General features: G+C 72.1%; 21 protein-coding genes. 4 read left to right on the top strand and 17 right to left on the bottom strand.

The features are described from left to right. Positions 1–9: 9 nt before the first annotated feature. A complete protein-coding gene (gene gltB, locus ACIHAD_RS11350) occupies positions 10–4,515 on the bottom strand; it encodes a glutamate synthase large subunit (protein ID WP_397354243.1) in 4,506 nt (1,501 codons plus the stop codon). Between the two features lie 312 nt (positions 4,516–4,827). Here gltB and ACIHAD_RS11345 point away from each other — a divergent pair, with 312 nt between their 5' ends. Then, positions 4,828–6,369, top strand: coding sequence for a bis-aminopropyl spermidine synthase family protein (locus ACIHAD_RS11345; RefSeq protein WP_397354242.1), 1,542 nt, complete (start codon positions 4,828–4,830; stop codon positions 6,367–6,369). Between the two features lie 55 nt (positions 6,370–6,424). Here the strand turns inward: ACIHAD_RS11345 and ACIHAD_RS11340 are convergent, their stop codons facing one another. The 7 genes from ACIHAD_RS11340 to ACIHAD_RS11310 form a co-directional block, all read right to left on the bottom strand. Beyond that, positions 6,425–7,015 (bottom strand): hypothetical protein, encoded by a 591-nt coding sequence (locus tag ACIHAD_RS11340; RefSeq protein WP_397354241.1) that lies wholly within the window; start codon positions 7,013–7,015, stop codon positions 6,425–6,427. A 142-nt stretch (positions 7,016–7,157) separates the two neighbouring features. Then, positions 7,158–8,210, bottom strand: a complete 1,053-nt coding sequence (locus ACIHAD_RS11335) for a hypothetical protein (RefSeq protein WP_397354240.1) — start codon at positions 8,208–8,210, stop codon at positions 7,158–7,160. 854 nt (positions 8,211–9,064) lie between these two features. Next, positions 9,065–9,769, bottom strand: coding sequence for a VIT1/CCC1 transporter family protein (locus tag ACIHAD_RS11330; RefSeq protein WP_397354239.1), 705 nt, complete (start codon positions 9,767–9,769; stop codon positions 9,065–9,067). Next, complete coding sequence (gene lgt, locus ACIHAD_RS11325; protein ID WP_397354238.1) at positions 9,766–10,743, bottom strand: prolipoprotein diacylglyceryl transferase; 978 nt, start codon at positions 10,741–10,743, stop codon at positions 9,766–9,768. Before lgt ends, ACIHAD_RS11330 begins: the two co-directional genes overlap by 4 nt. Positions 10,744–10,854: 111 nt before the next feature. Then, a complete protein-coding gene (locus tag ACIHAD_RS11320) occupies positions 10,855–11,619 on the bottom strand; it encodes a DsbA family protein (protein WP_397354237.1) in 765 nt (254 codons plus the stop codon). Continuing rightward, complete coding sequence (locus ACIHAD_RS11315) at positions 11,591–12,097, bottom strand: MauE/DoxX family redox-associated membrane protein (protein WP_397354236.1); 507 nt, start codon at positions 12,095–12,097, stop codon at positions 11,591–11,593. The genes ACIHAD_RS11320 and ACIHAD_RS11315 overlap by 29 nt, the downstream gene beginning before the upstream one ends. A 144-nt stretch (positions 12,098–12,241) precedes the next feature. Beyond that, a complete protein-coding gene (locus ACIHAD_RS11310; RefSeq protein ID WP_397354235.1) occupies positions 12,242–13,081 on the bottom strand; it encodes a helix-turn-helix transcriptional regulator in 840 nt (279 codons plus the stop codon). 106 nt (positions 13,082–13,187) lie between these two features. On the opposite strand from ACIHAD_RS11310, the gene ACIHAD_RS11305 reads away from it, so the two are divergent. Further along, on the top strand, positions 13,188–14,915 hold the full coding sequence (locus tag ACIHAD_RS11305; protein WP_397354234.1) for a beta-galactosidase family protein: 1,728 nt from the start codon (positions 13,188–13,190) through the stop codon (positions 14,913–14,915). A 121-nt stretch (positions 14,916–15,036) separates the two neighbouring features. Here ACIHAD_RS11305 and trpA read toward each other — a convergent pair whose 3' ends face one another. The 9 genes from trpA to ACIHAD_RS11260 all read right to left on the bottom strand — a co-directional run bounded on the left by trpA (position 15,037) and on the right by ACIHAD_RS11260 (position 21,498). Continuing rightward, entirely contained in the window at positions 15,037–15,831 is a 795-nt protein-coding gene (gene trpA, locus ACIHAD_RS11300) for a tryptophan synthase subunit alpha (RefSeq protein WP_397354233.1), read from the bottom strand. An 86-nt stretch (positions 15,832–15,917) separates the two neighbouring features. Further along, a complete protein-coding gene (gene trpB / locus ACIHAD_RS11295; RefSeq protein WP_397354654.1) occupies positions 15,918–17,141 on the bottom strand; it encodes a tryptophan synthase subunit beta in 1,224 nt (407 codons plus the stop codon). 20 nt (positions 17,142–17,161) lie between these two features. Continuing rightward, positions 17,162–18,001, bottom strand: coding sequence for an indole-3-glycerol phosphate synthase TrpC (gene trpC, locus ACIHAD_RS11290; protein WP_397354232.1), 840 nt, complete (start codon positions 17,999–18,001; stop codon positions 17,162–17,164). Between the two features lie 119 nt (positions 18,002–18,120). Further along, a complete protein-coding gene (locus ACIHAD_RS11285; RefSeq protein WP_397354231.1) occupies positions 18,121–18,552 on the bottom strand; it encodes a DUF2752 domain-containing protein in 432 nt (143 codons plus the stop codon). A gap of 20 nt (positions 18,553–18,572) precedes the next feature. After that, positions 18,573–19,172, bottom strand: a complete 600-nt coding sequence (locus ACIHAD_RS11280) for a CD225/dispanin family protein (protein WP_397354230.1) — start codon at positions 19,170–19,172, stop codon at positions 18,573–18,575. A 144-nt stretch (positions 19,173–19,316) separates the two neighbouring features. Next, positions 19,317–20,036: a DUF4190 domain-containing protein gene (locus tag ACIHAD_RS11275; RefSeq protein WP_397354229.1), complete on the bottom strand. Its 720-nt coding sequence runs from the start codon at positions 20,034–20,036 to the stop codon at positions 19,317–19,319. A 109-nt stretch (positions 20,037–20,145) separates the two neighbouring features. Further along, positions 20,146–20,760, bottom strand: coding sequence for a Trp biosynthesis-associated membrane protein (locus tag ACIHAD_RS11270; protein ID WP_397354228.1), 615 nt, complete (start codon positions 20,758–20,760; stop codon positions 20,146–20,148). Between the two features lie 10 nt (positions 20,761–20,770). Further along, positions 20,771–21,106 carry a phosphoribosyl-AMP cyclohydrolase gene (hisI, locus tag ACIHAD_RS11265; protein ID WP_397354227.1) on the bottom strand — a complete coding sequence of 112 codons (336 nt, stop codon included), beginning with the start codon at positions 21,104–21,106 and terminating at the stop codon, positions 20,771–20,773. An 8-nt stretch (positions 21,107–21,114) separates the two neighbouring features. Continuing rightward, a complete protein-coding gene (locus ACIHAD_RS11260; protein ID WP_397354226.1) occupies positions 21,115–21,498 on the bottom strand; it encodes an STAS domain-containing protein in 384 nt (127 codons plus the stop codon). Positions 21,499–21,632: 134 nt separating this feature from the next. Here ACIHAD_RS11260 and ACIHAD_RS11255 point away from each other — a divergent pair, with 134 nt between their 5' ends. Both ACIHAD_RS11255 and ACIHAD_RS11250 read left to right on the top strand, forming a co-directional pair. Beyond that, positions 21,633–22,469, top strand: coding sequence for an MEDS domain-containing protein (locus ACIHAD_RS11255; protein WP_397354225.1), 837 nt, complete (start codon positions 21,633–21,635; stop codon positions 22,467–22,469). A gap of 4 nt (positions 22,470–22,473) precedes the next feature. Next, positions 22,474–22,851 (top strand): ATP-binding protein, encoded by a 378-nt coding sequence (locus ACIHAD_RS11250; protein WP_397354224.1) that lies wholly within the window; start codon positions 22,474–22,476, stop codon positions 22,849–22,851. Position 22,852: the final 1 nt, after the last annotated feature.

Genomic DNA, 22,852 nt, shown 5'->3' with positions numbered 1-22,852 from the left:
TACGCCTCCCTAGCCCTGAACCGCAGCCGCCATGACGGCCTCGTCGATGTCCCTGCCTTCGGCGCGGGCGGCCTCGGCGGCCTCCAGCACCCTCTTGTAGTCGGTCGGCATGATCTTGCCGAACCGGGCGAGCGCGGCGTCCCAGTCGGCCAGCAGCTGCTTGGCCACCGGGGACGCGGTCTCGGCGAAGTGCTTCTCGACCGTCTCCTTCAGGAACTCGCCGTCCTGCTCGGTCAGCGTCTCGATGGCGACCATCTCGCGGTTGACCCGCTCGGGCCGCGGGTCGAGCAGGTAGGCGACGCCGCCGGACATGCCGGCCGCGAAGTTGCGCCCGGTCGGGCCGAGCACGACCACCCGGCCGCCGGTCATGTACTCGCACCCGTGGTCGCCCACGCCCTCGACGACCGCCGTGGCGCCGGAGTTGCGGACGCAGAAGCGCTCGCCGACCACCCCGCGCACGAACACCTCGCCGGACGTGGCGCCGTACAGGGCGACGTTGCCGGCGATGATGTGCCCGTCGAGCGGGGCCTCCTCGTGCGGCCGGACGGTGATCCGCCCGCCCGACAGGCCCTTGCCGAGGTAGTCGTTGGCGTCGCCGGTCAGGCGCAGCGTGATCCCCCGGGGCAGGAACGCGCCGAAGGAGTTGCCCGCCGAGCCGGTGAAGGCGATGTCGATGGTGTTGTCGGGCAGGCCCTTGCCGCCGTACCGCTTGGTCACCTGGTAGCCGAGCATGGTGCCGACCGTGCGGTTGACGTTGCGGATGGGCAGCTCCAGCGTGACCTGGGTGCCCTCCTTGAGGGCGCCCTCGGCGAGCTGGATCAGGGTGTTGTCGAGGGCGTGCTCCAGGCCGTGGTCCTGCTCGACGGTACGCCGCTTGGGCGTGCCCTCGGGCAGGTCGGGCTGGTGCAGGATCGGCGACAGGTCGAGGCCGCCGGCCTTCCAGTGGTTCTCGGCGGCCGTCGTGTCGAGCATCTCGACGTGCCCGATCGCCTCGTCGAGCGAGCGGAAGCCCAGCTCGGCCAGGTATTCGCGGATCTCCTCGGCGATGAACTCGAAGAAGTTGACCACGAACTCGGGCTTGCCGCTGAAGCGCTTGCGCAGCTCGGGGTTCTGCGTGGCCACGCCCACCGGGCAGGTGTCGAGGTGGCAGACCCGCATCATCACGCAGCCGGAGACGACCAGCGGGGCGGTGGCGAAGCCGTACTCCTCGGCGCCCAGCAGGGCGGCGATGACGACGTCGCGGCCGGTCTTGAGCTGGCCGTCCACCTGCACGACGATGCGGTCGCGCAGGTTGTTCAGCAGCAACGTCTGCTGGGTCTCGGCCAGGCCGAGCTCCCAGGGCGCGCCCGCGTGCTTGAGCGAGGTCAGCGGCGAGGCGCCGGTGCCGCCGTCGTGCCCGGAGATGAGCACCACGTCGGCGTGCGCCTTGGACACGCCCGCCGCGACCGTGCCGACGCCGACCTCGGCGACCAGCTTCACGTGGACCCTGGCCTCCGGGTTGGAGTTCTTCAGGTCGTGGATGAGCTGGGCCAGGTCCTCGATCGAGTAGATGTCGTGGTGCGGCGGCGGCGAGATGAGGCCGACGCCGGGCGTGGAGTGGCGGGTCTTGGCGATCCACGGGTAGACCTTGTGGCCGGGGAGCTGTCCGCCCTCGCCGGGCTTGGCGCCCTGGGCCATCTTGATCTGCAGGTCGGCCGCGTTGACCAGGTATTCGCTGGTGACGCCGAACCGGCCGGAGGCCACCTGCTTGATCGCCGACCTGCGGGTGGCGTCGTACAGGCGCTCGGGGTCCTCGCCGCCCTCGCCGGTGTTGGACTTGCCGCCGAGCCGGTTCATCGCGATGGCGAGCGTCTCGTGCGCCTCCATCGAGATCGAGCCGTACGACATCGCGCCCGTGGAGAAGCGCCTGACGATGCTCTCGACGGGCTCGACCTCGTCGAGCGGGATCGACTGCCCCTTACGCAGCCTGAACAGGCCGCGCAGGGTCATCAGCCGCTCGGCCTGGGAGTCCACGAGGTTCGTGTACTCCTTGAAGATCTCGTAGCGGCGGGTCCTGGTGGCGTGCTGCAGCTTGAAGACGGTCTCGGGGTTGAACAGGTGCGGCTCGCCCTCGCGCCGCCACTGGTACTCGCCGCCGACCTGGAGCCTGCGGTGGGCGTTCTCCACCCGGGGGTAGGCGTGGCGGTGGCGCTGGGCGGTCTCCTCGGCCAGCACGTCGAAGCCGACGCCGCCCAGGCGGGACGTCGTGCCGGTGAAGCAGGCGTCGACGACCTCCTGGCTCAGGCCGAGCGCCTCGAAGATCTGCGCGCCGGTGTAGGAGGCCACCGTGGACACGCCCATCTTGGACATGACCTTGATGACGCCCTTGCCGTACGCCTTGATCAGGTTGCGTACGGCCTTGTGCTTGCCGATCTGCAGCACCCCGGTGTCGACCAGGTCCTCGACGGTCTCGATCGCCAGGTACGGGTTGACCGCGCCGGCGCCGTAGCCGATGAGCAGCGCCATGTGGTGGCACTCGCGGGCCTCGCCGGTCTCGATGACCAGCCCGATCTTGGTCCGGGTCTTCTCCTGGATCAGGTGGTGGTGCACCGCGCCGGTGAGCAGCAGCGACGGGATCGGGGCGAGCGCGTCGGAGGAGCCGCGGTCGGACAGCACGATGATGCGCGCGCCGTTCGCGATGGCCGCGGACGCCTCGGCCCTGATCTCCGCCAGGCGGCCGAGCAGCGCCTGGCCGCCGCCCGCGACCTCGTACAGGCCGCTGATGACGTGCGGGTGGAAGCCCGGCAGGTCGTGCTCGTCGTTGATGTGGATGATCTTGGCGAGCTCGTCGTTGTCGATCACCGGGTACGGCAGCACGAGCTGGCGGCAGGAGGTCGGGCCCGGGTCGAGCAGGTTGCGCTCGGGGCCGAGCACGCTGGCCAGCGAAGTGACCAGCTCTTCCCGGATGGCGTCCAGCGGCGGGTTGGTGACCTGCGCGAACAGCTGCGTGAAGTAGTCGAACAGGAGCCGCGGCTTCTCGCTCAGCACCGCGACCGGCGTGTCGGTGCCCATCGAGCCGATCGGCTCGGCACCGCTCCTGGCCATCGGCGACAGGATGATCCGCAGCTCTTCCTCGGTGTAGCCGAAGGTCTGCTGCCGCTTGACCAGCGCCTCGTGCGTGGGGATCTCCCGCTGCCGCGCGGGCAGCTCCTCGAACCTGACCAGCCCGGCGTGCAGCCACTCCTCGTACGGGAGCGCGGCGGCCAGCTCGGCCTTGATCTCGTCGTCCTCGATGATCTTGCCGCGGGCGGTGTCGATGAGGAACATGCGGCCCGGCTGGAGGCGGCCCTTGCGGACGACGTCCTCGGGCTTGAAGTCCAGCACGCCGGCCTCGGAGGCCAACACGACCAGCCCGTCGGCGGTCACCCAGAAGCGCCCGGGACGCAGGCCGTTGCGGTCGAGCACGGCCCCGGCCAGGGTGCCGTCGGTGAACGTGATCGAGGCCGGGCCGTCCCACGCCTCCATGAGGGAGGAGTGGAACTCGTAGAAGGCGCGGCGCGCCGGATCCATCTCGGTGTGGTTCTCCCACGCCTCGGGGATCATCATCAGCACCGCGTGCGGCAGGCTCCGGCCGCCGATGTGCAGCAGCTCCAGGGCCTCGTCGAAGCTGGCGGTGTCGCTGCCGTCGGGGTCGCAGATCGGGAAGAGCCGCGAGATGTCGCCCGGGATGTGGGCGGAGGACAACATGGCCTCGCGGGCCCGCATCCAGTTGCGGTTGCCCTTGACCGTGTTGATCTCGCCGTTGTGCGCCACGTACCGGTAGGGGTGGGCCAGCGGCCAGCTCGGGAACGTGTTGGTGGAGAAGCGCGAGTGCACCAGCGCGATCGCGCTCTCGTAGCGCTCGTCGCTCAGGTCGGGGAAGAACGGCTCGACCTGGTCAGGCGTGAGCATCCCCTTGTAGACGACCGTGCGGGCCGACAGCGAGGGGAAGTAGACGTCGGCCTCGTGCTCGGACCGCTTGCGCAGGCAGAAGGCCAGCCGGTCGAGGTCGAGGCCCTGCTCGCCGCCGGGGCTCGACACGAAGAGCTGGGCGAAGTGCGGCATGACGGCGCGGGCGCTCGGGCCCGGCAGGGCACGGTCGACGGGGACGTCCCGCCAGCCCAGCACCGTGAGGCCCTCCTCGGCCGCGATCTCCTCGATCAGGCCGGTGGCGACGCGCCTGGCCTGCTCGTCGGCCGGCAGGAAGGCGATGCCGGTCGCGTACGCGCCGGCCTCGGGCAGCGCGAACGGCACGCTCGCGCGGTAGAACCCATCGGGGATCTGCGTCAGGATCCCGGCTCCGTCGCCGGTGTCCGGCTCGCTACCCTTGGCTCCCCTGTGGTCGAGATTGCACAACGCCGTCAGCGCCTTGACCACGATCGTGTGCCCCCGGCGCCCGGCGACGTCCGCGACCATGGCGACACCGCAGGCATCATGCTCGTTGGCGGGGTGGTAGAGGCCCTGAGGCTCGGGGAATCCGAGGTGGGCAGCAGGCATTGAATCCCTCCCGTCGTCTTCGTCTGTCAAGAACTGCTCTACAGGCGGGGACGACGTTGGCCCTGCTGCATATCGTGGGTAGAGATTACCGCACGATGCCGGAATGGTGCCCGCCACGTCCGCATTGCGAACATTGCGCACGGTTCCAGCATCCGAACCCGCCATCCCAAACCCCGGACCCGGCCATCAGAATCCCCAGCTCAGGCCCCTGTTGCCCCATGGCCCTCACAGACCCCTGACGCTCCTCCCGGACGGGCCCGGCCCTCCCCGCGGGCGGCCGGAGCCGGCCCCGCCCCTCGATAGGGTTGGCGCATGGATCGTGATGGAGTGGAGCGCCTTCTCGCCGAGGCCGGGGTCGACGGCAGGCGGCTGCGGCACGCCCTCACACTCCTGTGCGACGGCCAGTGGTGGGCCCTGGCCGACCTGGTCCGGCGGACCGCCACCTCCAGGCGGACGATCGAGGCCCTGCTGCGCGAGGTGCGCCTGGAGCGTTCTGGCGACAGGTTCCGGGTGCCGCCGGGCGACACGCCCGCCTACCAGGACCTGCTGGCCATGGCGCCGCCGCCCGAGGACCCGGTGGCCCACCTGCTCCCCCACTACCCCGACGTGCTCGAACGCCTGACCGCGCTGGTCGAGGGCGCACCGCGGGCCCGTCACGTGCTCGACCACGTCTCGGCCACGCCGGAGACGGCGCTGCGCCGCGCGCTGCTGCTCGGGGCGCGGTTCTGGCTGCCGGGGGCGCGGCTGCTGTGCGTCGGCGACCACGACCTGACGTCGCTGGCCGTCAAGCTGGTCCATCCCGAGACCGACGTCACGGTGGTCGACGTCGACGAGCGCATCCTGGCCTACATCGACGAGCAGGGCCTCGGGGTCCGCACGCGCTGGGCCGACCTGCGGCTGGGGCTGCCGGCCTCGGCCAGGGAGCACGATCTGGCGTTCACCGACCCGCCGTACACGCCGGAGGGGATCGGGCTGTTCACGGCGCGCGCCCTGGAGGGGCTGAAGGACGACGGGCGGGTGCTGGTGGCGTACGGGGCCAGCGAGCGTACGCCGATGCTGGCCTTCAAGGTCCAGCAGGCGTTGTCGGAGCTCAACCTCACCTACGAGGCGATTTACCCGGATTTCAATCGATATTTCGGGGCGGAGGCGATCGGGTCGGCGGCCGATCTGTACCTGCTGCGTCCCACGAGCAAGACCCGCCCGGCGGTGAACGCCCGGCTGGGCCGTCAGGCCACGGCCATCTACACGCAGGGCCCCCAGTCGGTCGAGTCGGCCCCCGCGGCGTTCCCCGCGCCCGATCTGGCCGGGTTCGAGGCTGACCTGCTGGTGGGCGAGTGGCCCAAGGAACTGGCCCAGCCGCGGGTGCGGCTGTCGACCTGGCTGGCCAAGCCGTACGCGGCGACCGCCGAGCGGGTGGCCGTCGCGCTGCCGCCGGGGCTGGCGGCCGCGCTCCCCCGCGTGCTGCTCGCCACCCGCGCCGCGCACGTGCGCGTGTGGGGGGCCGACCTGCCGCCGCTGCCCGAGGCGCTGGCCGCCGTCTACGAGTCGCGCCGGACGGGCGGGGCGCTCGACGCCGTACGCCGTCCGCAGCCCGCCGCCGCGGCCGACGCGGTGCTGCGCAGGATCCTGGACAACGGCCACGCCAAACTGGCCAACACCTGGCGGGAGGCGCTCATCGCGGTGGCCCGCGACCAGGGCACGGCGCTCACCAAGAACGAGGCCCGCACCCTCATCCGCCAGGCCGCTCCCTGGTCGGACGACCTGACTCCCCTGGAAGCCCCGCTGCACCGCCTGACCGGCCTGGCCGCCGCCGTCCCCACCACCGTCACCGCCCTCACCACGACCACCCCCTGACCCCCGTCAGCGGGAGACCGGCCCTCTGGGACGCGCGCGGTTCCCGTCGGGGTGGTCAGATGGCGGCGAGGATGCGGTTCTGGACCACGCGGCCGAGACCGTCGAGGGCGACCAGCGCCGTGACCGGGTCGTCGGCGGAGGCCGTGCCGCCCGCCCAGCTCACCGTCACGTAGTGGCCCATGGCACGGGCCTGGGCACGGCTGCGGGCGGCGTCGAACGCGGCGTCCTGGCGGACGAAACCGTCCTTGCCCAGGGCGGACACCAGGGCGTCGGCCGCGCGCCCGTCGGGCAGGTTGAAGATGGCGAACTGCCCGGCCAGCGCGTTGCCCTCGTACGCGGCCTCCAGCACCTGCGTGCACCCGGCCGCCGAGGCGCCCCACAGGACCTCGTCGCAGTCGGCGTGCTCCTGCGTGGAGACCCGCCGCAGGGAGCCGAGCGTCTCGGTCTGCGCGGTGAAGACCTCCTGCACGGTCAGCGGCGCGGCGTCGGCCCGGCGGGAGTCGACGGCCGCGTAGAAGGCCGAGGTGGGCTCGCCCCGGAAGGCGGCCGGCCGCGGCTCCCCCGGACGCAGCCACAACCACCCGGCCACCGCGACGGCCACAACCCCCACGGCCACACCGGCCACCACGACGACCCGGCGCGACATCACGCCCCCGCCCCAAGACGGGACGTCACGAGCGCTCCCGCGACCCCATCCACGTGGGAAGACATCACGAGCGCTCCCGCGACCCCATCCGCGCGGGGAGACATCACGAGCGCTCCCGCGACCCCATCCGCGCGGGGAGACGTCACGAGGCCGGTCCTGTGATCGCGACGACGCGGCGGTAGACGGACTTCTCGGCGCCGCGCAGGGCCAGGGTGACGGAGACGAAGTCGTCCTTGGCGGTGGGGTCGAGGCCGTCGGTCTTGCCGAGCCAGACGAGGCCGACGTAGTGCCCGAGCGCGTAACCGCCGCCCTCGGAGTAGCCCCCCGCCGGGAAGGCCGCCTTCGAGGACGTCAGAGGGCGTGCCCACCCGCCCCGGTAGAGCGTCTTCAAGGATTCGACCAGCTCGCCGGCCGACTGGCCGTCCTTGAGGTTGAGCAGCGTGTACTGGCCGACGTAGCGGCCGTCGGAGCTGACGTACAGGCCGCGGGCCGCCTGGAGGCAGCCGGCGTCGGACACCTTCTCCAGCAGGGTCGTGCCCCACAGAGCGGCCGAGCAGTCGGCGTCGAGGCGCTTGGCGGCGAGCTTGAGCGTGAGCTTCTTGGAGACCGCGAGCTCGCTCTGCCCGAACACCTCCTTCTCGGTGAGCTCCTTGCTGTCCTTGGCCCTGTCGGCCAGGGAGGCGAACAGCTTGGGCGAGCTCCAGCCCTGGTAGGCCATGGGCAGGGCGGCGTCCGGGCCCAGGACGGCGGCGTTGGCCTCCCGCTCGGGGGCGTAGTCGCCGAGCGAGCCGACGGTCGCCACCAGCCCCGTCGCGCCCGCGACGACGCCGATGACCGTGGCGATGATGACGATCAGCCGCTGCTGCTCCGGACGCAGGCCCCACTCGGTGAGCACCGGGAACTGCCAGTCGGAGCGCGGCGTGCGACGTCGCTTGCGCGACCCGGAGCCGGCTGCCGACTCCGCCGGCTCCCCGGACCACCCGGCGTCCCCGGACGACCGCGATGCTCCCGATTCCCCGAAAGCCCCGAACACGTCGGCCTGCTCATCACCGCCCGCGACGGCGCTCCGCCGTCCCGACCGTGGCTGCTCGCCGCCGTCCGCGGCCACGCTCCGGCGTCCTGACCGGGCCTGCTCGCCGCCGTCCGCGGCCGCACCGCGACGGCCTGTACGGGCGGCCTCCGCCAGGTCGTCCATGCTCGCGGCCCAGACGGCGTCGTCGCTCTCCGACGCCCGCCTCCTCCCGCGAGCCCCTTCCCCACTCTCCTGGGAACGCCCCACCTGGGGCGCCTCCGGCCCTTCTTGGGAACGCCTCCCCTGGGACGCCTCCGCGCCCTCCAGGGAACGCCTCCCCCTGGGCGCCTCCGCGCCGTCCTGGGCACGCCTGCCGCGACCGGACTCGGCGCCTTCCTGGGCACGTCTGCGACGCTGCGAACGTCGCCCGCGCGGTGCGTCGGCGTCGTCGGCGGGCGGGGCCGCCCCGAGCGGGCCGTCGAGGAAACGTTCCGCCTCGGCGGCGTCCACGCGACCGGTGGACGGACGCGCGGGCCAGGGTGCCCCACGATTCTCGGCCCCGGCCCCGGCGAACTGTCCGCCCCACCCGGCATCGGGAGCCTGCGACGCAGGCCACGCACCGTCACCCCGCTCACCACGAGCCGCCCACTGGGCGTCGGAGCCCTGAGGGGCGGGGTGCGGGGGCCATGGGCCGTCGGGGCCCTGGGGAGTGGATGGGCGGGAGGCCCAGCCAGCGTCGGAGGGCTGGGCGGGGCGGGCGGCGCGGCGGGCCGCCCAGAGGTCCTGGCCGCCCTCGCCACCGTTCACCGGCTGCTCGGCGGCGGCCTCGGCGGCGCGGGCGGCGGAACGGCGACGAGCCCTCCCGGACCCGGCGCCACGCCCACCCCCCATGCCGCCCGAGCGGCCACTGCCACCAGCGCCACCGCCGCCACCGGCAGCGCCGCCGGAAGCGCCATGAACGCCAGAAGTGCCGCCGGTGCCCGAAGTGCTGCCGGGGTCGCCGGCGCCGCCGCCGGAACCGGAGCGTCGTCCTGATCTCACAGTCCCGACGCCCCGATCAACTTGCCCAGCCCGAACGTGATCCCCGCCGCGACCGCCCCCACCACGAGCTGACGCAACCCCGAGTACCACCAGCTGCGCGCCGTCACGGCGGACACCAGCGCGCCCGCCCCGAACAACGCCGCGCACGACACCACGGCCGACACGGTAAGCCCCTCGACTCCGAACAGGTACGGCAGGAGCGGCAGCACCGCCCCCACACTGAACGACAGGAACGACGACACCGCCGCCACCTTCGGCGAGGGCAGCGCGCCGGGAACGACACCCAGCTCGTTCTGGGTGTGGACCTCAAGGGCCCGCTCGGGGTTGCGGGAGATCTGCGTGGCCACCGCGGTGGCCAGGTCGGGCTCCACCCCCTTGTCCACGAACGACTGAGCCAGCTCGGCCAGCTCGGCCTCCGGGTTCCCGGCGAGCTCCCGCTGCTCCACGGCGATCTCGGCCTGGGCCAGCTCGCGCTGGCTGGCCACGGAGACGTACTCGCCGCCCGCCATGGACAGGGCTCCGGCCGCCAGCCCGGCCACGCCGCTGAGGGCGACGACCTTGGTGCTGGCGGTGCCGCCCGCGACACCGGCGATGAGCGCGAAGTTCGACACCAGGCCGTCCATCGCGCCGAACACCGAGGGCCGCAACCAGCCCCCGCTGACGTCTCGATGCCGGTGGTGGATCTCCGCGCCGCCGGTCATCGCGGGTTCTTCTCCTTCGTCGCGGAATCGGCGTCCGCGTCGGCGTCGCTGTCAACATCGGTGTCGGCGCCCGTATCGGCGCCCGTATCGGTGCTGGAGGACTCGCTCCCGGCCGGGGCGGCCGGACCGTCGTCCTCCTCGGAGCGCTCGGCCGCGACCGCGGCCGGCGCGTCGGACGAGCCCGGGTCGGCCTGGCCGCTCTCGTGCGCCGGATCGACCGTCAGGTCGAGCGGTACGACCCTCTCCTCGGTGTCCTTGTTCCTGGTCAGCCAGAGGTAGACCAGCGCGCCGACGAACAGCACGATGGACGTCCACTGGTTGAGCCGCAGCCCGAGGAAGGTCACCGCGTGGTCGACCCCGCCGACGGGGTCGATGCGCAGCCCCTCGATCCAGAAGCGGCCGAGCGTGTAGCCCGCGACGTAGACGGCGAACAGCCGCCCGTGCCGCAGCGCGAACCGCTTGCCCACCAGGATGAGCAGGAAGCCGAGCGCGACGTCCCACAGCGACTCGTACAGGAAGGTCGGGTGGTACAGGACGCCCGGCTCGCCGCCGTGGTCGACGTCGATCTCCAGGCCCCACGGCAGCGTGGTCGGGCCGCCGTAGAGCTCCTGGTTGAACCAGTTGCCCCAGCGGCCGATGGCCTGCGCGAAGGCGATGCCCGGCGCGACCGTGTCGGCGACGGCGCTCATGGAGATGCCGCGCTTGCGCACGGCCAACCACACGCCGACCCCGCCGAGCGCGACCGCGCCCCAGATGCCGAGACCGCCCTCCCAGATGAACAGGGCCTGGTACGGCTCCTTGATCGCACGGCTGCCGAAGTAGGTCTGCCAGTCGGTGATGACGTGGTAGAGCCGACCGCCGATCAGGCCGAAGATCACCGCGGGGACGGCGATGTCGATGATCGTCCCCTTCTGGCCGCCGCGGGCGACCCAGCGCCGCTCGCTCAGCCATACGGCGACGACGACGCCGAGCACGATGCACAGTGCATAGGCCCGGATCGGGATGATTCCGAGATACCAGACCCCCTGGGAAGGGCTGGGAATCGAGGCTAGGGGCATGTCAGGTGAGGGTAGCGCAGCCTGCGGCTACTTGGCGGCCTTCGTGACCGCATCGCGAAGTTGCTGCGGCGAGAACGCCGCCTCGCCGATGCTGGTGCCGTTGAGCTTCACGGTGGGCGTGCCCTCGATCGCCTGCTCCTTCATGATCTTCGTACTGTCGGCCAGCACGGCGGGCGCGTGCTTCTGGGACGTGACGCAACTCTCGAAATCGGGCGAGGTGACGCCGGCCTCCTTGCCCCACTCGGCGAGCTGGTCGGCCTTGAAGCCCTCGACGGTCTCGGCCGGCTGGTTCTTGTAGATCAGGTCGTGGAAGGCCATCCACTGCTTGCCGTCGGCGACGCAGCGGGCGGCTGCCGCGGCGCGTACGGAGTTGCCCTTCGTCGGCTCCCTGGAGAAGATCGTGATGGGATGGAAGACGACCTTCGCCTTGCCCTCGGCGGCCAGGTTCTTGAAGGTCTGGCCGCTGACCCGCTCCAGCTCCTTGCAGACCGGACACTGGAAGTCCTCGTAGATGTCGACCACCGGCCGGGTCACGCCCGCCTGGGCCATCACGGCGCTGCCGTCGGGCTGCACGGTGATCGGCGCGAGCCCGGCACCGGCCTCCTCCGACTTGGAGGAGCTGATCATGTACCAGGCGCCGAGGCCGACGGCGGCCACCGCGACCACGGCCGCGGTCGTGTAGGTCACCAGTTTCTTGCGCCGCTCCTGGGCGCGTGCGGCGGCCTGCTGCTCTCTGATCTTCTCGCGCGCCGACATGGTCCGGTCAGACTTGGTGCGCTGCGCTTTGCTCATCCTCGAACTCCTCTTCCTCACCTGTGTCCTCGGCACCCGCCAGTCCGAGCGCCCCGTCGAGGGCGAACCGTCCCGGCGGGAAGCGGGCCGTCCATGCGCCGAGCAGCACCAGGCCGAAGTCGCGCAGGATGTCGAGCAGGTAGGCCGGCTCCTGTCCTGTCTCCAGCTGGCCGCCGCCGCCGAAGCAGCCGCAGTCGATCCGCAGGCCGTGCGCCCAGGCCCAGGCGATGCCGAACACGAAGGCGAACATGAGCAGCGCGGCGATCACCGCGGCCACCCTGGTCAGCAGACCGACGACCAGCAGCACGCCGACGACGATCTCCAGGATCGGCAGGATGTAGCCCACCATCTCGGCGATCGACTCGGGCAGCAGCTGGTACGCCTTGACCGCGACCACGGAGTCGGACGGATTGCCGATCTTCAGCGCCCCCGCCGCGATCAGCACGCCCCCCAGGATCAGCCGGGCGACGGTCGTCACCCAGGGTATCGCCGATCTGCCGTTGTGTGACGGTTGTGACGCGACCACGGGTGATCTCCTCTTTCTCTGCGCCGGGAATGCGCACAGTACCGGGACATCATCCGATCACGCTCGGGATAAGCGTCGGCTAAGGCAGAGTCCCGTTCACGAAATGGTAGGAAGTCCACGATACTGCTGCGTCCGGAATTCGCTCGGCGGCAGACCGGCGCGGCGGGTGAACAGCCTGGTGAAATAGGCCGGGTCGTCGTAGCCGACGCGCCGGGCCACGGCGGCGACCGGCAGGTCGGTGGTGGCCAGCAGGTCCTTGGCCCGGTTGAGCCGGATGGACAGCACGTAGTCCTTGGGGCTGCACCCGGCCAGCCGGCGTACGGCGCGGCGCAGCTCGGTCAGCGGCATGCCGAGGCGCCTGGCGTGCTCGGCGACCGGCACCGGCAGGCAGGCGTCCCTGGCCAGCCCGGCCAGCACCGGGTCGCCGTACGGGTCCTCGTCGGCTCGGCCGCGCCTGAGGGCGACCAGGACCTCGTGCACGATGGCCGAGGTCTCCACCTCCAGGTACGGGCCGCCCCTGCGGCACGCCTGGGCGATGCGGCCGATGGCGTGGGCGGCGGGTTCGGCCGTGGTGAGCGGGGTGACCGGGTGGTGCGCGTCCACGAAGCCGAGGTCCTGGTAGACGGTGGCGGCGGGGCCGGCGAAGTCGACGAACCACTCGTCCCAGCCGGCCTCGTCCGGCGCGTAATGGTGGGACACGCCGGGCAGGAGCCAGATGACGGCGGGCGCCACGACGTCGACGACGGGCCCGTCCGCCTGGGAGAACCAGCCGCGGCCCGCGGTGACCAGGACGGCGACGTGGTGCTGCAGGGTACGCGGCCCGACCGTGGGCAGCCGCCCCTCCTGGCGCCCGACCCCGAGGCACACCAGGCCGAGCCCGCGGTGGGCGGGGCCGGGCGTGAGGTAGCGCATCCACTTGTCGTAGGGCGGCGTCATACGGTCTCCGCGGGTGAGTCCAACAGGTTGTCTGGGTTTGTCCATGGCCGTTGACCTGCGGTCTCGGCAAGGCTGCGGGGCGCGAAATCCTACCGGAGGAAGAGTTATGGGTGTTTTCTCGGTCGAGAACGGAGTGTTCCGGCTCGACGGCGCGGAGTTCAGGGTGTTGTCGGGGGCCATGCACTATTTCCGGGTGCATCCCGGGCAGTGGCGGCACCGGCTGGCGATGCTGCGGGCGATGGGCCTGAACACGGTCGAGACGTACGTGCCGTGGAACCTGCACGAGCCGCGCAGGGGCGAGTTCCGCCGGATGGAGGAGCTGGGCGCGTTCCTGGACGCGGCGGCCGAGGAGGGGCTGCTGGCGATCGTCCGTCCGGGGCCGTACATCTGCGCCGAATGGGACAACGGCGGCCTGCCCGCCTGGCTCACCGGCCGGATCAGGACCTCCGACCCGGAGTACCTGGGTCACGTGGACCGCTACTTCGACCGGCTGCTCCCGCAGGTCGCCGAGCGGCAGGTGACCCGCGGCGGCAACGTGATCATGGTCCAGGTGGAGAACGAGTACGGCTCCTACGGCAGCGACCCGGCCTACCTGCGCCACCTGGCGGACGGCCTGAAGGCCAGGGGCGTCGAGGTGCCCCTGTTCACCTCCGACGGCCCCGCCGACTGGTACCTGACCGGCGGCACCCTGCCGGGCGTGCTGGCCACGGTGAACTTCGGCTCCGACCCCGACCGGGCGTTCGCCGCGCTGCGCGAGCACCGGCCGGACGACCCGCCGTTCTGCATGGAGTTCTGGTGCGGCTGGTTCGACCACTGGGGCCACAAGCACATGACCAGGGACGCCGGCGACGCGGCCGCCGTCCTGGAGCGCATCCTTGAGCTCGGCGCGTCGGTGAACCTGTACATGGCGCACGGCGGCACCAACTTCGGCGCCCGGGCGGGCGCCAACCAGGCCGGCGAGCGGGCGATGGGCGACTGGCGGCCCACCGTGACCTCCTACGACTACGACGCGCCGATCGACGAGCGCGGGGCACCGACCGAGAAGTTCTGGCGGTTCCGCGAGGTGCTGTCGCGGTACGCGGGCGAGCCGCCCGCGGTGCCGCCGGTCCCGGCCGTGCTGCCGCCGGCGACGCTGCGGCCCGTGCAGTCGGTCTCGCTGCTGGACGCGCTGGAGGCGGTGGCGGGGCCCGGGACGCACGCGCCGGTGCCGCCGACGTTCGAGGAGCTGGGGCTGGAGCACGGCCTGGTGCTGTACCGGGGGGAGGTGCCGGGGCCGCGCTCCGGGTACCGGCTGAGGCTGCCCGGGCTGCGCGACCGGGCGCACGTGCTCGTGGACGGCCGGCTCGCCGGGGTGTTCGAGCGCGACGCCGAGGAGCCCGAGGTGACGGTCTCCGGCCCCGCCACGGTGGAGCTGCTGGTGGAGTCGATGGGGCGGACGAACTACGGGCCGCTGACCGGCGAGAGCAAGGGCCTGACCGGCGGGGTGCTCCACCATCAGCAGTACCTGAACGGGTGGAGCGCGCGGCCGATCCCGCTGGAGGACGTCTCGGCGGTGCCGTTCGCCGACGGCTCGGACGCCGGGCCGCGATCGTTCTTCCGCTTCCTCCTGGACGTGGACGAGCCCGCCGACACGTTCCTGGCACTGCCCGGCTGGGGCAAGGGGTACGTCTGGGTGAACGGCTTCTGCCTGGGCCGCTACTGGGACCGCGGCCCGCAGCGCACCCTCTACGTACCGGCCCCGCTGCTGCGCTCCGGGACGAACGAGATCGTCGTCCTCGAACTCGACCAGGTGGGCCGGGCGCTGGACCTCCGCACCGCCCCCGACCTGGGCTGACCTGCCCCCGTGCCCGGCGCCGCTCAGCTCGTCCGAAGCGGCGAACGGCGTCCGCGGGCAGGAGCGGCACGGCGAAAGGCGCGCCCCCACCCCGGGGACGCGCCTTTCGCGACGATGAGGGTCAGCGGCGCACGCCGCGCGCCATGTCCCCGGCCAGCGCCATGATCGACTCCCGGCCCGCGGCCTCGTCGGGCGCGTCGAGGATGCGGCGGATGAACGCCGACCCCACGATCACGCCGTCGGCGTAGCGGGCCACCTCGGCCGCCTGCGCGCCCGTGCCGACGCCCAGGCCCACGCACACGGGCAGGTCGGTGTGCTCGCGGGTGCGCTTGACCAGGCCCTCGGCCGCCGAGTTCACGCTCTCCCTGGCGCCCGTGACGCCCATCAGCGAGGCCGCGTAGACGAAGCCGGTGCAGCAGTCGACCACGGCCTTGATGCGCTCCTCCGTGGAGCTGGGCGCCACCAGGAACACCGTGTCGATGCCCGCCTCGGCCGAGGCCCTGCGCCACGGCCCGGACTCCTCCGGCGTCAGGTCGGGCGTGATCGTGCCCACGCCGCCCGCGTTGGCCAGGTCGCGGGCGAACCGGTCGGCGCCGTAGCGGTCGATCGGGTTCCAGTACGTCATGACGAGCGTGGCGGCCCCCGTGGCGGCGACCCCTTCGACCGTGCGCATCACGTCGGCGATGCGGGTGCCGTTGACCAGCGAGCGGTGCACCGCGTCCTGGATCGTCGGCCCGTCCATCAGCGGGTCGGAGTAGGGCAGGCCGATCTCGATGACGTCGCAGCCCGCCTCGACCAGGGCCGCGGCGGCGGCGATCGCACCGTCCTTGGACGGGAAGCCGGCAGGCAGGTAGCCGACGAGCGCGGCCCGGTTGTCCGCCTTCGCCTTGGCGAAAACCGTCTGAAGAGTCGTCATGTCTGTCCGTTTCGAAGGTCGAGTCCCGCCCATGATGCCCTGCCGCAGGCCGTCTGCGGGTGCCCCGCGCCGCGCGGGCGAGGGCGTCAGAGGTTGAAGTACTTCATGGCGGTGCCCATGTCCTTGTCGCCGCGCCCGGACAGGTTGACCAGGATCGTCGAGTCGGGACCGAGCTCGCGGCCCAGCTTCAGCGCGCCCGCCAGCGCGTGGGAGGACTCGATGGCCGGGATGATGCCCTCGGTCCTGGCCAGCATCGCGAACGCCGCCATGGCCTCGTCGTCGGTAATGCCGTGGTAGGTGGCGCGGCCGGAGTCCTTCAGCCAGGCGTGCTCCGGGCCGACGCCCGGGTAGTCGAGCCCGGCCGAGATCGAGTGGGACTCGATCGTCTGGCCCTCGTCGTCCTGCAGCACGTACGTGCGCGAGCCGTGGAGCACGCCCACCGTGCCGGCGGTGAGGGTGAGCGCGTGCTCGCCGCTCTCCAGGCCGTGACCGGCGGCCTCGTAGCCGTGCAGGGCCACGCCCTCGTCGCCGATGAAGGCGTGGAAGATGCCGATGGCGTTGCTGCCGCCGCCGACCGCCGCGCACACCGCGTCGGGCAGCTCGCCGGTCAGCTCCAGCATCTGGCGGCGGGCCTCGACGCCGATGATGCGCGCGAAGTCGCGCACGATCTCGGGGAACGGGTGCGGGCCGGCGACGGTGCCGAACAGGTAGTGGGTGGTGTCGACGTTGGTCACCCAGTCGCGGAACGCCTCGTTGATGGCGTCCTTCAGCGTCTTGGAACCGTTGTGGACCGGCACCACGGTGGCGCCGAGCAGCTTCATCCGCGCCACGTTGAGCGCCTGGCGCTCGCAGTCGACGGCGCCCATGTAGATGACGCACTCCAGGCCGAGCAGGGCGGCCGCGGTGGCGGTGGCCACGCCGTGCTGGCCGGCGCCGGTCTCGGCGATCACCCGCTTCTTGCCCAGGCGCTTGGTCAGCAGCGCCTGGCCGAGCACGTTGTTGATCTTGTGGGCGCCGGTGTGGGTCAGGTCCTCCCGCTTGAGCACGACCCGCGCGCCCCCGGCCTCCTCGCTGAAGCGCCGCACGTCGGTAAGCGTGGTGGGCCGGCCGGCGTAGGTGCGCAGCAGGTGGTCGAACTCGCGCAGGAACTGCGCGTCGGTCTTGGCCTTGTCGTAGACGGCGGCCACCTCGTCGAGCGCCGGGATGAGCGCCTCGGGCACGTAACGGCCGCCGAAGATGCCGAACTTGCCGTGCAGGTCGGGGTCGTTGCCGTACGCGGCACCGCCGTCCAGGTCGGCGGCGCTGAGGATGGAGCCTTCGTTAGCCACTGCTATCCCTCTGCTGAGTGGTCGGGGCGCGTCGACGGGTGAGCGCCGGCGGTCACCAGCGCCTCCACTGCCTTGCGCGGATCCTTGCCGGTGACCAGGCTCTCCCCCACCAGGACGGCGTCGGCGCCGCCCCTGGCGTAGGCGAGCAGGTCGTGCGGGCCGCGCACGCCCGACTCGGCGATCTTGATCACATTATCCGGGATCTTCGGCGCCAGCTTGGCGAAGACGTCGCGGTCGACCTCAAGAGTCTTCAAATTACGCGCGTTGACCCCGATGACCCGCGCCCCGGCGGCGACCGCCCGCTCCAGCTCCTCCTCGGTGTGCACCTCGACCAGCGGGGTGAGCCCGATGGACTCGGCCCGCTCGATCAGCGACACCAGCGCCTCCTGCTCCAGGCAGACGACCATCAGCAGCGCCAGGTCGGCGCCGTGGGCCCGGGCCTCCCAGAGCTGGTAGGAGGTGAGGACGAAATCTTTACGCAGGATGGGGATGTCGACGCGGGCGCGGACGGCCGCCAGGTCCTCCAGGCTGCCCCCGAACTTGCGCCGCTCGGTCAGCACGCTGATCACGTGGGCCCCGCCGGCCTCGTAGTCGGCCGCCAGCGCGGCGGGGTCGGCGATGGCGGCCAGCGCGCCCTTGGACGGGCTCGACCGCTTGACCTCGGCGATCACCGAGATCCTGTCACCCCCGAGGGCGGCCATCGCGTCTCTGGGCCCCTGGGCCCGCTCGGCTCGCCGCTTGAGCTCGTCGATCGACACGGCCTGCTGACGTGCGGCGAGATCGGCGCGCACCCCTTCGAGGATGTCGTCGAGGACACTCGGTCCTTCCGTCCGCTCACTCACGCGCTTGGGGTCCCTCCGGTTGACAGTGGGGGTGGCAGAGAGTTCGCCTCGCGTCCGCTCTCGGCCTTGTCCTGCGATGGTATCGGCCCTACCGGGGTCACCTCGCCACAGGGCCCGCACTAGGGCGCGAGGAACGCCCCGAAGGGAAGGTTTCGGACGACCCAGTAGACCATCACGACCGCGATGAAGGCCCACAGCCACGCCGGGTGCGCGAGGGTCGTTCGCCGCGGCCTGCCCTGCCAGGCCCGTAGGACCCACCTGCCCCACCAGAACAGCAGGAACGGGATCATGGCGACGGCCAGCGGGTTGAGCCCGAGGGCGGCCACCGGGTCGAGGTGGGCCAGCGCGTGGATGGTGCGCAGCGTGCCGCAGCCCGGGCAGTAGAGGCCGGTGACCCACAGGAACGGGCAGGTCGGGTAGTGGCCGGGCTGGTTGGGGTCGACCACGCCGACCACGCCGAACACGGCCCCCGCCGCGGCCGCAACACCGAGCGGCGCGAGCAGGCCCTTCAGCCGTCCCGTCCCCCGCCGCCCGGTTGTTGCGATGCTCATGCTCTCAGTGTCCCCGTCCGTCAGTACGAGCTGTACGTGCTCGTGGAGGCGGCGAGCAGGACGAACACCACCACGTAGAAGATGATGAGCAGGACGATGGCGATGATGCCGAAGATCAGGCTGCGCTTCCACCAGGTCTTGGCCTCCTCGGCGGCCTGCATGGCGCCCTGGACGTCGCCGACCTGCCACTTGGAGTTGACCTGCGACGACTTCACGATCGCCACGATGCCGAGGGGCAGGCAGCAGAACAGGGTGGTGAGGATCGCCGGGACCAGCTGGTTGTCCGGCGGGGTCCCGCCGCCGGCGGGGCCGTAACCGCCACCGGGGTAACCGCCGGGCGGCTGCCCGTAACCGCCACCAGGGGGCTGCCCGTAGCCGCCACCGCTGGGGGGCTGCTGGCCGTAGCCGCCACCGGGGGGCTGCTCACCGTAACCGCCGCCGCTCGGGGGCTGCTGGCCATAGCCGTAGCCACCACCGCTGGGGGGCTGCTGGCCGTAACCGCCACCACCACTCGGGGGCTGCTGCCCGTAAGCGCCACCACCGCTCGGCGGCTGCTGCCCGTATCCGCCGCCGGGCGGCTGGGCGCCGTAACCGCCGTCGCCCTGGTTTCCGTAACTCATGCTCATGACTCCTCATGTCGTCATCGTGAAGCGAGTTGCGCGCGGCAGCCTAGCGAGAAAGCATCCCCTACGTGGACTAACGCCCACGTTGCGGACAATTCGTAATCACACCGCAAGCGGGGCGTCACGCTGCGCCCCGCCCGTTCACGAGTAGTCGCTGACGGAGGCCGCAGAGCCGAGGCCGATCAGGGTGAGCCAGAACCCGCCGAAGAAGATCCAGAAGAGCACGAAGAGCACGACCATGATGTAGGAGGTCACCAGGCCGCCCATCGCCATGCCCTGGCCCTCCTCACCCGTGCGCTTGATGCGGTTGAGCGCGATGTGGCCGAGGATGACGCCGACGATGCTGGTGGCGCCGCAGGTGACCAGGCCGACGATGCCGAGGATGAGCGAGGCCACCGCCATGCCGTTGGTGGAGCGGGGCTGCTGCGGGGCGCCGTACTGGCCGTAACCGGGCTGGCTGTAGCCCTGCTGCCCGTAACCCTGCTGGCCGTAACCCTGCTGGCCGTAGCCCGGCTGGGCGTAGCCGCCGCTCGGGGGCTGCGGCTGCTGCCCGTAGCCGAGGGGCTCCTGGGGATAGCTCGGCGGCTGCTGGTTGTAGCCGTAACCGCCGCCGCCGGGCGGCTGCTGGTTGTAGCCGCCGCCGCTCTGGGGCTGCTGACCGTAACCGCCGCCGCTCTGGGGCTGCTGACCGTAACCGCCGCCGCTCTGGGGCTGCTGACCGTAACCGCCGCCGCTCTGGGGCTGCTGACCGTACCCCGGGCCCTGGCCGTAACCACCGCCGGTGGGCGGCTGCTGACCGTAGCCTCCGCCGGGCGGCTGCGCGCCGTGACCCCCGCTGCCGCCCTGGTCCCCGTAGCTCATGAGCCTGGCTCCTCTTGTCTTCTGGACGAGTTGCAACGGCAGCTTATTGAGAAAACGTTTGCCAAGCAGACAGAGGTTCAGAACCGTGGAGATTTCGTAACTACCGACCTCAGCGGCCGTCCGGGGACTCCGTCGGGTCGTCGCCGCGGTCGAGCGCGTCCCACAGCTCGCGGTCCTCATGGCCCCTGCGGGCGGGGGCCGCGACCGCCGTGGCCTTGTCGCCGGGTTGCTCACCAGCCCTTTCGTAGCGGGCCGACATGCCCGTCCACCTGCCGCCGCGCAGCGCCGCCAGCACGCCGCCGGCCAGGAGCAGGAACGCGCCGAGCCCGGCCACGACCGGCCAGGCGGGCACCGGCTCCCAGGGCAGGCCGGCCATCGCGCGGACCGCGTTGTGCTCGCGCAGCCAGCCGGTGACGGTGGCCGAGGCCAGTGCCGCCCAGGTGCCCGCCGCCGCGCCCGCGCCGCAGAGCGCGATCAGCGCGCCGACGACCCTACGCCCGGCGCCCTTGGTGGCCGGCACGGCCACCACGCCCGCCAGCCCGGCCAGCCCCAGGGGCGTGAGCACGGGACCCAGGTCGCCGCCGGTGGGCGCCACCGCGTCGGCGGCCTGCCCGCCGAGCACCCGCACCCAGACCTGGCCGGCCGCCAGCAGCACCAGGCAGCTTCCCAGGACGGTCAGCGCCAGCCACGCCCACAGCTCGCGCCGCCCGTTGTCGGAGGCCATCTCGCGGCCCCTAACCGAGCAGGCCGGCGTCGAAGCAGGTGCGGTCGCCGGTGTGGCACGCGGCGCCGACCTGGTCGACCTTGAGCAGGATGGTGTCGCCGTCGCAGTCGAGGGCCACGCTCTTGACGTGCTGGACGTGCCCGGAGGTGTCGCCCTTGACCCACAGCCGGTCACGGCTGCGCGACCAGTAGGTGGCCCGGCCGGTGGTGAGCGTGCGGTGCAGCGCCTCGTCGTTCATCCAGGCCATCATGAGCACCTCGCCGGTGTCGTGCTGCTGGGCGATGGCGGGCACGAGGCCGTCCGCGTTGCGCTTCAGCCGTGCGGCGATCTCGGGGTCGAGGGACATGCTGCCATTCAACCAGCCCGCCCTCGTGCTCCCGCCTCCGGCTGGGCCAGCGCCTCGGGCAAGGTGCCGTAGATCGGGAACAGGGACGCCAGGTTCGTCCTGCGCAGCCGGCGCAGCACCTGGCCGTCGGAGGCCACCAGCGCCATCGTGCCGTTCCTGTCGCGCAACGCGGCGAGCTGGCGGACCAGCACCCCGAGCCCCGTGGTGTCGATGAAGGTCAACCCGGTCAGGTCGACCACCAGCCGCGGGCCGTACGCCTCCACCGCCTCGTCGAGACACCTCCTGACCCGGGCGACGTTGTCGACGTCGACCTCGCCCGTGAGGCCGACCACCACGATCTCCCCGTGCCTGCTGTGCGTCGTCTCCAGAACGTCCACGCCCATGCCTTTCATGACCCTTCCTGGGCGGCCCCGCCGAAAACGTACACCGGCGAGCATCGGGTAACGGTGTGTTTTGCCGAGAACGCGCTACGTGATCGCGGGCATCACGGTAATTTCTAGGCGACGCGTGCTAGGGAGGACACATCGTGGTGCACGTCGCGGGCTCGGTCCTCGATCCGGATCTGGGGGACCACGTCTGCCTGCCGTTCGAGGGCGACCGGCAGCGCATGACGACGACCAGGCTGTTCACGCTCAACGGGCTGCGCCGCCGGACCAAAGTGATGATCATCACCCATGCCGAGACCCCGGAGCGCACCCGGGGCTGGCTGGCGCCGCACATCCCGGGGTTCGACGACGCCGAGGCGGCCGGGCAGGTGGAGATCCTCTCCTGCGCCGACACGCACTTCACCGACGGCCGCCTCGACCCCGACCGCCTGCTGCACGGCCTGGCCGACGCCCACCACCGGGCGCGCAGGCACGGCCAGCACGGTGTCTACGCCCTGATCGACGCCTCGTGGGGGGCGCGCGACGCCCAGGCCCAGGCCGCCTTCGAGGCCGCGGCCAACGAGCTGTTCGGCGAACGCTGGCTGGCCGCGGTGTGCCAGTACGACCGCGAGCTGTTCCCCCTCGACGCCATCGAGCGGGCCACCGCGGTGCACCCGATCGCGCCCGAGCAGGCCCTGCTGCGCTTCGCCAACACCTCCTCGCCACCGGGGCTGCGGGTGTGGGGCGACGTCGACCTCACCAACAGGCCGGCGTTCGGCTCGGTGTTGTCGCCGCTGGAGAAGGAGCCGGGGCAGGTCGTGATCGACGCCTCCCACCTCGACTTCATCGACGCCGGCTCGGCCCGGCTGCTGACCGTGACGGCAGCGGCCAGGCCCTACGGCTCGACCGTGGTCGTCTGCGCCGAACGGGTGGCCCGGGTGCTCCGGCTGGTCAGGGCCGACGCGCACGTCGTCGTCCGCCGGGTGGGCGATGGGTAGGCACGTGCTCCGCGCGACCTTCGCGCGCGGGCGCATCACGTTCCTGCGCAGGGCCGTGGCCGAGCACGCCGCCTACGAAGGGCTGAGCGGCCGGCGGCTGGAGGACTTCGTGCTGGCGGTCAACGAGGTCACCACCAACGCGGTCCTGCACGGCGGCGGCCAGGGACGGCTGCGGCTGTGGTCGGGCGAGGGCCGGTTGTGGTGCGAGGTCACCGACCAGGGCCCGGGGCTGCCGCCCGGCTGGATGAGCGAGGCGCGCCCGCCCGCGGAACTGGAGTTCCGCGGGCGGGGGCTGTGGCTGACCCGGATGTTGTGCGACCACATCACGATCGTGTCCGGTCCGGCGGGCACCAGCGTGACGTTCGCCGCCGCCCTCGACTAGG

Source organism: Nonomuraea sp. NPDC052265 (assembly GCF_044547985.1).
Lineage (GTDB): Bacteria > Actinomycetota > Actinomycetes > Streptosporangiales > Streptosporangiaceae > Nonomuraea.
This window is presented reverse-complemented; position numbering and strand designations above follow the sequence as displayed.

Excerpts from the sequence above, each read along its gene's own strand:
- gltB (WP_397354243.1), bottom strand. The coding sequence starts at position 4,515 with ATGCCTGCTGCCCACCTCGGATTCCCCGAGCCTCAGGGCCTCTACCAC.
- ACIHAD_RS11345 (WP_397354242.1), top strand. The coding sequence starts at position 4,828 with ATGGATCGTGATGGAGTGGAGCGCCTTCTCGCCGAGGCCGGGGTCGAC.
- ACIHAD_RS11340 (WP_397354241.1), bottom strand. The coding sequence starts at position 7,015 with ATGTCGCGCCGGGTCGTCGTGGTGGCCGGTGTGGCCGTGGGGGTTGTG.
- ACIHAD_RS11335 (WP_397354240.1), bottom strand. The coding sequence starts at position 8,210 with ATGGACGACCTGGCGGAGGCCGCCCGTACAGGCCGTCGCGGTGCGGCC.
- ACIHAD_RS11330 (WP_397354239.1), bottom strand. The coding sequence starts at position 9,769 with ATGACCGGCGGCGCGGAGATCCACCACCGGCATCGAGACGTCAGCGGG.
- ACIHAD_RS11320 (WP_397354237.1), bottom strand. The coding sequence starts at position 11,619 with ATGAGCAAAGCGCAGCGCACCAAGTCTGACCGGACCATGTCGGCGCGC.
- ACIHAD_RS11310 (WP_397354235.1), bottom strand. The coding sequence starts at position 13,081 with ATGACGCCGCCCTACGACAAGTGGATGCGCTACCTCACGCCCGGCCCC.
- ACIHAD_RS11305 (WP_397354234.1), top strand. The coding sequence starts at position 13,188 with ATGGGTGTTTTCTCGGTCGAGAACGGAGTGTTCCGGCTCGACGGCGCG.
- trpA (WP_397354233.1), bottom strand. The coding sequence starts at position 15,831 with ATGACGACTCTTCAGACGGTTTTCGCCAAGGCGAAGGCGGACAACCGG.
- ACIHAD_RS11285 (WP_397354231.1), bottom strand. The coding sequence starts at position 18,552 with ATGAGCATCGCAACAACCGGGCGGCGGGGGACGGGACGGCTGAAGGGC.
- ACIHAD_RS11280 (WP_397354230.1), bottom strand. The coding sequence starts at position 19,172 with ATGAGTTACGGAAACCAGGGCGACGGCGGTTACGGCGCCCAGCCGCCC.
- ACIHAD_RS11275 (WP_397354229.1), bottom strand. The coding sequence starts at position 20,036 with ATGAGCTACGGGGACCAGGGCGGCAGCGGGGGTCACGGCGCGCAGCCG.
- ACIHAD_RS11270 (WP_397354228.1), bottom strand. The coding sequence starts at position 20,760 with ATGGCCTCCGACAACGGGCGGCGCGAGCTGTGGGCGTGGCTGGCGCTG.
- hisI (WP_397354227.1), bottom strand. The coding sequence starts at position 21,106 with ATGTCCCTCGACCCCGAGATCGCCGCACGGCTGAAGCGCAACGCGGAC.
- ACIHAD_RS11260 (WP_397354226.1), bottom strand. The coding sequence starts at position 21,498 with ATGAAAGGCATGGGCGTGGACGTTCTGGAGACGACGCACAGCAGGCAC.